Origin of the sequence: Lysinibacillus halotolerans (assembly GCF_003711845.1) — a bacterium.
Taxonomy (GTDB): domain Bacteria; phylum Bacillota; class Bacilli; order Bacillales_A; family Planococcaceae; genus Ureibacillus; species Ureibacillus halotolerans.
Genome location: NZ_RHLQ01000078.1, coordinates 1 through 8242 on the forward strand (window position 1 = coordinate 1; position 8242 = coordinate 8242).

Sequence of the window (8242 nt, forward strand, 5' to 3'; positions counted from 1 at the left end):
CAATTATTATAATAATGTTCGTATAAAACAAAAATTGGCCGGCATGAGTCCAGTAAATTACCGAAAACATGCCAGCCAATTAGCTGCATAATAATAACTCTAACTTTAAGGGGTCACTACCGGAAAGCGCCCGATTGTGAAAGAACGAAAATTACACTTACTAAGCTTTTCTCCTTATTTAAAATCGCAACCGTTTGTTTAAGTCCATTTCTCACAAATATCTTCTATTCAGTTCATTCTACTTTAAATTTCTAGGGTTATTTCTTTTAAAAATTGTTTCCTCTTCTCATCTGTTGTTAAGTTAACTCCTGAAAAATGAATCCATTTAGTGTGTTCATTTTTAATTCCTAGGTCAGCTAGAGTTCGGTTAATGAAGACCCCCCAAATAGCATTTCCTCCTTCAGATTCAATATAATTTTTATCCGTTGTAGAAGTTGAAATGACAGTTGTTTTTTCTATATTTGTCAATAAACCTTTCAGAGTATTTGTTTTTTTATCCTCTTGGAAAGCGAAGCCACTCAGCATTACTTTATCAATAAATCCTTTTAAAATAGCAGGTAAATCCCACCACCAGACAGGAAAAATAAAAATCAACTCCGTTGCCTGGCTTAATTTTTTTTGATATTCCTTAACTAATTCGTAGGGGGTTTCTCCTCTATTAAATTGCGCCAATTCTTCAGCTGTAAATACGGGATTAAACCCATCTTTATAAAGATCGATCACTTGAACTTTTTCTTCCTTAGCTTCTAAGTCTTTCGTGATAGCGGTTAAGATTGCATGATTATAGCTTCCTTCCCATGGATGTGCATAGACAATGGTTTTCATTATTAATCACCCTTCTCCCTTATTTGCATCATATTTGATGTACATTCATATTATTGTATGCTATAACATTCTACAAGTACGGTAATTTAAGTATGATACTAACCCAAAGGAGAGTGTTAAATGGAAAAAGAATCTTATGTATTAAAAGGTAATTTGAAGGATACTGGTTTTGGATATACTTTGTCATTAATTGGTGGAAAATACAAAATGACAGTTTTATATGCTTTATATTTAAACAATAACCCTATTCGCTATAACCAGCTGAAACGGATGCTTGGCAATATCTCTTTTAAAACATTAACCAATACACTAAAGGAACTTGAGAGTGATCAACTAATTAATCGAAAAGAATATCCTCAAGTGCCTCCAAAAGTAGAATATAGTTTATCGGAAAAGGGTTTATCACTAATTCCTGTATTAGATGCAATTTGCTATTGGGGAGAAGATCAATTGAATAAAAGAAGTAACGTTAAAAGTAGACAATAACTAAAGCAGGCTGCCTGTCAGCAGCCTGGATATACATACATATAAACTTCATGGTGGTACCTGTTAAATAAGAATCAATTATTTCTTCATTACTTATCTCTAATTTTACAAAGTAGAGTGTTGCGCCCGATTTTGGAATAAGAAAATTCAGCAATATAGGATCATCCTTTTATAGTAGAACTCCCATTAGGGTTTATAATTTAATAATATTTTACAAATTAATATTTTCCTCTCACATTCAATGAATGTTCAATGATTAAGTCAAGTAGCTTATGATAAGGAATACCCGCTCCCTGTGCACTTTTGGGAAACAAACTATTTTTCGTCATCCCAGGTAATGTATTTACCTCCATCACATAGGGGATACCATCTTTCAATATCATGTCGACTCGGGCGTAAACACTACATTTCAATGATTTATAGCAAGTCATTGCAGATAAATCAACACGGCTCTGTATTTCGGGAGGGAGCTGGACCACCTCTTCAATGGTAGCCACATCATCATATTTGGACGTATAATCAAAAAACTCACCCTGATGACGAATCGAAATCACCGGTAAAAGCTTTCCATCCAAAATGGAGCAAGTAATTTCCTCACCCGTAATTAGCTTTTCAATGATTACTTCGGAATCCCATTTGAACACTTCTTCAATAGCAGGCTTTAACGTTTCTTTGTCATAAACAATTTTTACCCCTACACTCGAACCACCTGAATTAGGTTTCACGACTAGTGGGAAACCGATCTTTTCCAATTCCTCTAGTTTAAGGTCGTCCATATTTGTAAGGTGAATCCAATCGGGCGTTTGTACACCTTCAAATCGGATGATTTTTTTTGAGATATTTTTATCCATACATAAGCTACTAGATAGGATGCTGCTCCCTGTATATGGAATGCCCATGGTTTCAAAAGCACCTTGAATGGTACCGTCCTCACCGAATTTTCCATGCAACGCCAGTAGTGCAATCTCAATATCTTTTACCTTTTCCACTAGGCCATCTTTGTTCTCTAAGTAGATTGGGACAATTTCATATTTATTTTTATCTAAATGCTCGATTATCTCTTCACCTGTCATAATCGACACTTGCTTTTCGGAAGAAACTCCTCCCATAATTACGCCAACTCTCATTTTTCTAACCTCCATAATTATTTTTTAAGGTATCCCCTATAATTTTAATGCCATCTATAATCTCTCTTTCTGTCAGCCTAGAAAATCCTAATCGTAAGGTATGGTGTCCACTGTTGTCCGTGTGAAAAATATTACCTGGTAAGAAAACAACGCCCTTTTGATAACATTTTTCTAAAAGTTTTCGTGCATCGATGTGGTCTTCTAGTTCTATAAAAAGGTGCAGTCCACCGTCACCAGTTAATCGTTTGAATGGAATAAATTGCTGACAATAATGAACCGTTAATTCATGCTTTCTCTTATAAACGGATTTAGCTTTTTTTAAATACTTCTCAAAGTAACCATCATTCAAATATTGATATAACACGGCTTGATCTAATGTAGACGTATGAATTGTTCGGGCTCTTTTCATACTTTCTAAGAAATTAATTAACTCTTTATCTGCCAAAATCCAGCCAACCCGTAAGCCAGGAAAAAGAATTTTAGAGAAGCTGCTAATATAAATAACATTATTGCCCTGTCCAGCGAAGGATGCCAATGATGCAAGATGTGACCCTGAATAACGTAATTCTTCATTAAATCCATTTTCAATGATTGGTAACTGATATGCGGAAAACAAATCCATAATTTCTTTCCTTTTTTGTGAGGACGTTACTATACCCGTTGGATTATGATAAGACGGAATTAAGTATGCAAAATCATATTCTTTTTTTGATAGTAATGTTTCTAACTGACGAATATTGACGCCGTCATTATCCATTTCAATTCCATCGATTTCGAAGCCATGTAATCGAAAGAGTTTAAGTGCAGAATCATTGGTTGGATTTTCACAAAGAACACGCCCGTTCTTTTTAGTTAAAGAGGATAAAATGAGATCCAGACCTTCAGTAAATCCGTTAGTAATTAATATATCTTTATTTCTAGTGTCTACCCCTTTAATTTCCATATAGTGAAGTAAATATTCGATAAGTGGTTGATAGCCCTTTGCATATCCATAGTTAAGAACGATGTCTCCTTCCATAGACATCCGATTTAAAAAAGCCCTTTTAAAATTTCCCACATCAAAAAGTTTTTCATCTGGTGCGATGCTATTAAATGAAATAAATTCCTTATTCCAGCGCATACCATGCTTTTTAAGGTCCAACTCATCTGCCAACAAGGTTTGTTCATTGACTTTATCAGTCCAATTTAACTGGATAGATAGCGATTTGAATGTCTCAACACGACTTACAAAGTTTCCCTTCCCCTTTACAGCATAGATCAGTCCTTCTTGTTCCAAATCCGCATAAGCAGTTAGAACAGTGTTTCGGCTAATTGATAATAAAGAGCTAAGTTCACGAGTTGATGGAAGTTTTTGGTTCTCAATTAAATGCCCGTTTGTTATCATTCTTTTTAAATATTCCTTAAGTTGAATATATATAGGACGGTTTTCTGTAATCTTAAAATCGTTAAACACGCCATTCATCCCCTTGCTAACATTTTCACATTCCTGCACTCATTCCAAAAGGTCCACCCAAAATGTATTTTTAAGGTCTTGTGGATGGGTGTGGAACTACATCTGTATATGATTATTTCATTTTAATGTAATATTCAGGAAATTTATAGGCATCAAGCAGAATTGGAGAAGCGATTAATAGTTCAGCAAGGTTGGACAGTATAAATGTGCTGGAATCATATTGTTTTCTCAACTAAACAATCTGTCCTTTTTTATGAAGAAAGACGCTATCCTTATTCAGGAAAGCGCCCGATAATTAAAGATCGTTACTAACAAATACCCAATTATACTTGTTTGTATATAAACTTTCCCTAATTGAAATGGAGGTACTGGTCATCCACGTTAAACCTATTTAAAATCCACCTGATCGTTTAATAAATTATTTAAGGTATTTCTTTTCTTATCTCATTTTTTCTAGAAGCTTCTTTTAAAAAACGCTTAATCACAATAGCTAATTCCATTGGTTTTTCTATATTTACTTCATGTCCCGCTTGTTCAATCACTGCATATTGAGCCTTCACTAAAGCCTTAATAAATTCTTTAGAAGCCTGTTGATTAACATAGTCTTTTTCCCCACAAATAGCAATGGCTGGACACTGTATTTGTTGAAGGTTTGTTTTTAAATTGAGATTTTTCAATGAGCGACATAATAACAATAATTGTTCTTTATTTAGATTGTGCTTTTCAAAATACGATTTAGGTAAAAGAGAGAAGATAAATTGTTGAAATTTTAATAAATACGGAGGTGGTTTCAGTTGTACTGCAATCAAGAGTAAAGATTTAACCTTCTTTGGATATTGAATCGCATACTGACAAGCCATCACAGCGCCGAGGGAAATGCCACCTAAATGGAAGGGTGCTGGATATTTTTCACATTCCTTTACAAATTCTTCATATAATTGGTTATATGTGGATGCTTCTTCAGTTTTGAATAATTCAGGACAATGAATCTGCCATTCATTTGGTAAATTTAAAATTGTTTCTTGCCAACTAGCTGCAGTTTGGCCCATACCATGTAACAACACTAACTGCATCACTATTCCCTCACACCGTTTTACTTTTAGCAAAATCGACTACTATGGAAATAAAAGATAATACTACCATTACTAATACATGATAAACACTAGAATTTATATCCATAGTAAAATAATTGAGGAAGTGCATACAACTATACAAAATACTAAAAACGAGTGGTATTGTTATTAAAAAAGTGATGCTCATCGCTCGATAGATTTGCTTTTTATACTTCATATAAATACGGTATACACACCATAAAAATAGGCAACTAATTACTGCAATACTACCACCAAGTGAAAAAATGAGCCTTTGTTGAAGTAACATACTTAATATAAATAAAAACGGTAAAATAAGTAATGTGATACTTACCAAACTATCTCTTAAAGGATGATTTGCTTTTAAAGCGACTGTAAACAACACCCCAAATGCTAGAAGCGATAGTAAAACAATAAGTGACCAGTCTAAATCTGTGCTTATCGTATAGTCACAAATTAAACAAACTATTGCTGCGGCAATCGATAGTATCCATAAAACTAAACCCGAAATACGTTTCATTACAATACCTCCTATCTTTTTCATACCTACTAAATGTATGTATAGTTGTAAAAATAAAATGCCTTTTATAAGACATTTTATTTTTCTGCAAGACGATGCAATTGTTGCTGAATAGTACTACTCACCATTTCTTCATCAAATAATGGTAGGCCCATCTTCGTCAACATATCGCTAATAAATATGAATTTATGAATCATTTCTTCTGGACTTGCAGGATAGACTGTTGGCATCAACCATATTTCTAATAATGGCAATAGTTCTGATAATTCTTTTGCATAAGCTGTTTGGATGGAACCATCTGCAATTCCTTCTTGCATTAACTCTAACCAAAGCGGGCTTAAGTTTCTTCGATTAGACTCAATCATCCCTGCCAAAATACGCGGGTTTTGAAGTAATGGCAGTGCCTGCTCTGATATTCGAATTCCTTCCTGATTAGATTGATTCAACGTAACAGCCAATTTCAATTTTTGTAAGCCATTAAGATCACTACGATTGCGTAATTCATCGAATGGATTATGCTCTAAAAACATTCGGTTGATTAACGCCTCCATAATCTCATCTTTAGATTTGAAGTGGTGATAAACCGCACCTCTTGTCATGCCCTCCAGTCCATCTACAATATCTTGAATTGTTGTTTGATCAAAGCCTTTCTCCAGGAAGAGCTTTTGTGCCACATTCAAAATTTTTTCTATTGTTTGCTCCGGATATTTATTGCGTGCCATCCTTGTTCCAACTCTTTTCATACATTCAGTATGTATCTATCATATAAAGAGATATTCTAATTGTCAATAATTTCAATCAGTATAGACTTCAAATCCCATTGTTACCATTACAAAATGTTTATACCACAATCTGGCCCGATTGCTGAATCGTTTAAATCATTTTCAACCAATTTTATAATGTAGAGTGTCCATTACATAAAATAGAGAAAAGCGACTGCACCGGGCATGCAATCGCTCTTATATTTTCATCGTCTTATCGTATTGTCACTGTAAAGCTTTCAAAGTTTATTTCAGGTCCTTCATATGTTTGGGATTTCGTTATTGCTGTTTCATTGCCTTGCAGGTCGACCTCGACACCCATTTCAGCCTCTGGGAAGATCATATACGGAGTTACTGTTAATTTTTCTACATCAACTTTTTTTGGATCAATTAAGATTGTACCTGTGATACGTTTCTTTTCATGATCGACGATGGCACCGCCTGAATGGGACGAAAGTTCATTCCCCTTCTCATCGATTACTTTAAAGTCGATTCTTCCATTTCCTAAATCTTTATCATAATCTGCTTGATAACTAAACAATAAACTAGCTGGACTGACCTTTACTTCTGATACTTTTAAATCTACGCCATTCGCTTTTTGTTGGTGATTGATAACTACATTTTGAACTTCGTTGTTTTGATTAACTTGAGTTGTGAACTCCCATTGTTTGCCGTCTACCCCAGTAAAAGTTACCCCTAGCGTAAAAGTATCAGGCAAATCTTCCATTGAATCCATATCGACGATTCCCATTTTATGAATAGAAGAAAGTTTCCTTTCGCTATAAGTGCTAGTACCTGAAAAGGCTTTTCCATTGATAGTGATTTCTGGTCCGGAAAATAGATAGAAATCGCCAATTGGTTTTTCTGATACAATGGAAAACCCTATCGTTAAACGAGTCTCATCATAAAACACTTCATCTAACGTCATCGAAGTGTTCCCTACCCTTTCCGAAGTTCCAATGAGTTGAGATAATCCCTGTTCATTTACCTGTTCTAAACCAGGGTCACCTGAATCACTAAACACAGAACCTAATATAGGAATCTTTGAAACGATATGGGCCATAGCTGGTGAGACTGAAGACGTACTAACTAATAGTAGAAAGGCAGCTGCAACAGCGGTTAAGCTATAGACGATTTTGTTGCCTTTTAACTTTTTCCTTTTCCCTTCATATTCGCCAATCGTATTCGAGATAATGGCATCTAGTTTTTCAGTCGGGACATGAATATGATTCATTTCTTCCTGAAACGACCGAGTTTTGTCTGTCATCAAAATAAACCCCCTTTAATTTTGAACGTAAAATTTCTAATCCGCGGCGTATATTCGTTTTCACTGTACCTTCTGGACAATCGAGAAACGTTGCAATTTGTTTAACGGTATAATCTTGATAAAACCGTAATAGTAAGACTGTCTTGTACTTTTCTTCAATGTCATCCATTGCTTGAAGAAGATCTAAATGTTCCTCCGATTGAAAATATGTAACATTCCCTATCTGTTCATAAAGTTCATTGTTCATCAAAACGAACTTTTGTTTCTTTTTTAATGCGGCGATGGCTGTATTTATTAAAATTCTCATTAGCCACGTTGAAAAATAGTCGTTCTGTTTCAATGTACGAATGGAATTTAAAGCTTTATAAAGGCTTTCTTGAAACACTTCGAGGGCATCTTCCTCATTTTTCATATACATATAAGCCATTCTGTACATTTTTTCTTTCTCTTCGTGAATGAGCAACTGAAATGCTTCTGTATCCCCCTTTTTCGCACGCTTTACTAGCTTTGATTTACTCTCCAACGTACAACCTCCTTTCGCTCATACTAATTAGAGAAATGACAACAACAAAACGATTCAACTTTTTATTAAAAAATAAATATCCGCCTGTAAAACAGGCGGTTTTAGTAACGCCCTATAAGGGCTCCTTACTAACTGCCCCTAAAGGGGCTTTTTTAATTGACCGTCAACCGTATTTGTTCTTTAATCTCG

10 protein-coding genes are annotated in these 8242 nt (G+C 34.7%); 2 read left to right on the top strand and 8 right to left on the bottom strand.

Translation table 11 applies throughout. The features are described 5' to 3' along the window. The coding region (locus EC501_RS18850; protein ID WP_148037842.1) for an IS3 family transposase at window positions 1–91 on the top strand (91 nt) is incomplete at its 5' end. A 152-nt stretch (window positions 92–243) separates the two neighbouring features. Here the strand turns inward: EC501_RS18850 and EC501_RS17610 are convergent. Then, window positions 244–825, bottom strand: a complete 582-nt coding sequence (locus EC501_RS17610; protein ID WP_122973648.1) for an NAD(P)H-dependent oxidoreductase — start codon at window positions 823–825, stop codon at window positions 244–246. Window positions 826–945: 120 nt separating this feature from the next. On the opposite strand from EC501_RS17610, the gene EC501_RS17615 reads away from it, so the two are divergent. Continuing rightward, the gene (locus tag EC501_RS17615; protein ID WP_122973649.1) at window positions 946–1311 is read left to right on the top strand and encodes a winged helix-turn-helix transcriptional regulator; all 366 of its coding nucleotides are present in this window, start codon (window positions 946–948) and stop codon (window positions 1309–1311) included. Between the two features lie 218 nt (window positions 1312–1529). Here EC501_RS17615 and EC501_RS17620 read toward each other — a convergent pair whose 3' ends face one another. From EC501_RS17620 to EC501_RS17650, 7 genes are all read right to left on the bottom strand, one after another. Then, window positions 1530–2438, bottom strand: coding sequence for a D-alanine--D-alanine ligase (locus EC501_RS17620; protein ID WP_122973650.1), 909 nt, complete (start codon window positions 2436–2438; stop codon window positions 1530–1532). Between the two features lie 4 nt (window positions 2439–2442). Beyond that, window positions 2443–3891: a MocR-like pyridoxine biosynthesis transcription factor PdxR gene (gene pdxR / locus EC501_RS17625; RefSeq protein ID WP_122973651.1), complete on the bottom strand. Its 1449-nt coding sequence runs from the start codon at window positions 3889–3891 to the stop codon at window positions 2443–2445. A 422-nt stretch (window positions 3892–4313) separates the two neighbouring features. Further along, the gene (locus tag EC501_RS17630) at window positions 4314–4964 is read right to left on the bottom strand and encodes an alpha/beta fold hydrolase (RefSeq protein ID WP_122973652.1); all 651 of its coding nucleotides are present in this window, start codon (window positions 4962–4964) and stop codon (window positions 4314–4316) included. A 10-nt stretch (window positions 4965–4974) separates the two neighbouring features. Further along, a complete protein-coding gene (locus EC501_RS17635; protein ID WP_122973653.1) occupies window positions 4975–5502 on the bottom strand; it encodes a hypothetical protein in 528 nt (175 codons plus the stop codon). 77 nt (window positions 5503–5579) lie between these two features. Beyond that, window positions 5580–6245: a TetR family transcriptional regulator gene (locus EC501_RS17640; protein WP_338322905.1), complete on the bottom strand. Its 666-nt coding sequence runs from the start codon at window positions 6243–6245 to the stop codon at window positions 5580–5582. Between the two features lie 232 nt (window positions 6246–6477). After that, window positions 6478–7530 carry a DUF4179 domain-containing protein gene (locus tag EC501_RS17645; RefSeq protein ID WP_122973655.1) on the bottom strand — a complete coding sequence of 351 codons (1053 nt, stop codon included), beginning with the start codon at window positions 7528–7530 and terminating at the stop codon, window positions 6478–6480. Further along, window positions 7472–8053, bottom strand: coding sequence for a sigma-70 family RNA polymerase sigma factor (locus tag EC501_RS17650; protein ID WP_122973656.1), 582 nt, complete (start codon window positions 8051–8053; stop codon window positions 7472–7474). Before EC501_RS17650 ends, EC501_RS17645 begins: the two co-directional genes overlap by 59 nt. Window positions 8054–8242 lie beyond the last annotated feature (189 nt).

What these genes read in the sequence shown, in the direction of transcription:
- EC501_RS17610 (WP_122973648.1), bottom strand. Translation starts at nt 825, where the DNA reads ATGAAAACCATTGTCTATGCACATCCATGGGAAGGAAGCTATAATCAT.
- EC501_RS17615 (WP_122973649.1), top strand. Translation starts at nt 946, where the DNA reads ATGGAAAAAGAATCTTATGTATTAAAAGGTAATTTGAAGGATACTGGT.
- EC501_RS17620 (WP_122973650.1), bottom strand. Translation starts at nt 2,438, where the DNA reads ATGAGAGTTGGCGTAATTATGGGAGGAGTTTCTTCCGAAAAGCAAGTG.
- EC501_RS17630 (WP_122973652.1), bottom strand. Translation starts at nt 4,964, where the DNA reads ATGCAGTTAGTGTTGTTACATGGTATGGGCCAAACTGCAGCTAGTTGG.
- EC501_RS17635 (WP_122973653.1), bottom strand. Translation starts at nt 5,502, where the DNA reads ATGAAACGTATTTCGGGTTTAGTTTTATGGATACTATCGATTGCCGCA.
- EC501_RS17640 (WP_338322905.1), bottom strand. Translation starts at nt 6,245, where the DNA reads ATGAAAAGAGTTGGAACAAGGATGGCACGCAATAAATATCCGGAGCAA.
- EC501_RS17645 (WP_122973655.1), bottom strand. Translation starts at nt 7,530, where the DNA reads ATGACAGACAAAACTCGGTCGTTTCAGGAAGAAATGAATCATATTCAT.